The following is a 587-nucleotide window of genomic DNA, read 5'->3' on the forward strand; positions in this document are numbered from 1 at the left end:
AACGGCGATCAATACCTTCATCGCGAGTCGCCCGAGTACCGCGACGCCGTCAAGCGCAAGACCCACGCCTATCACGTCTTCATTCAGGCTGGCATCGTCTGCCAGGGACTGCTTCAGTACCTGGCAGCGGTATTCCCTTCACTCGTCTGGAGTTCCTTTGGATCCTGGCTGCGCACCATCCGTCCCGGCATCCCTCCATCGGAGTTGGTTGTCGCCAGTGCACTACGACAATGCCTGCCCGAATTTCTCGTGAATAGCGCCAAAACCAATTTCTTCGCGAAATTCATCGCCGAAAGGCAGGACCCTGACACCTTCGAGATGTTCCGACTGGCCACATAACCCCAAGACTGTGCCGAACTCGGCACTCTTGAGTTACTGGCTCGGGCCCGGATAATAACCGCGCAGCGGGACTCCATTCATAGAGCGGCCCATGCCAAAAGACATTGCCTTGTCACCCCGCGAGTTCGCCCGCTGCCGGTCTGACCTGTCGCTTATCCTTTTCGTGCGTCTGCAGATGATGATGCTAAAAAGCTTACGCCTAATGAGTTACGGATCGCGGAAGTGCGTCGTTTTCGGCACGTCGCATG

General features: G+C 56.7%; 1 pseudogene. It reads left to right on the plus strand.

What is annotated here, in order from left to right:
- A pseudogene (locus AWB81_RS46345) lies at positions 1–339 on the plus strand (IS4-like element ISCku4 family transposase); the annotation flags it as partial.
- Positions 340–587 lie beyond the last annotated feature (248 nt).

This window comes from Caballeronia arationis, from assembly GCF_001544975.2.
Lineage (GTDB): Bacteria > Pseudomonadota > Gammaproteobacteria > Burkholderiales > Burkholderiaceae > Caballeronia > Caballeronia arationis.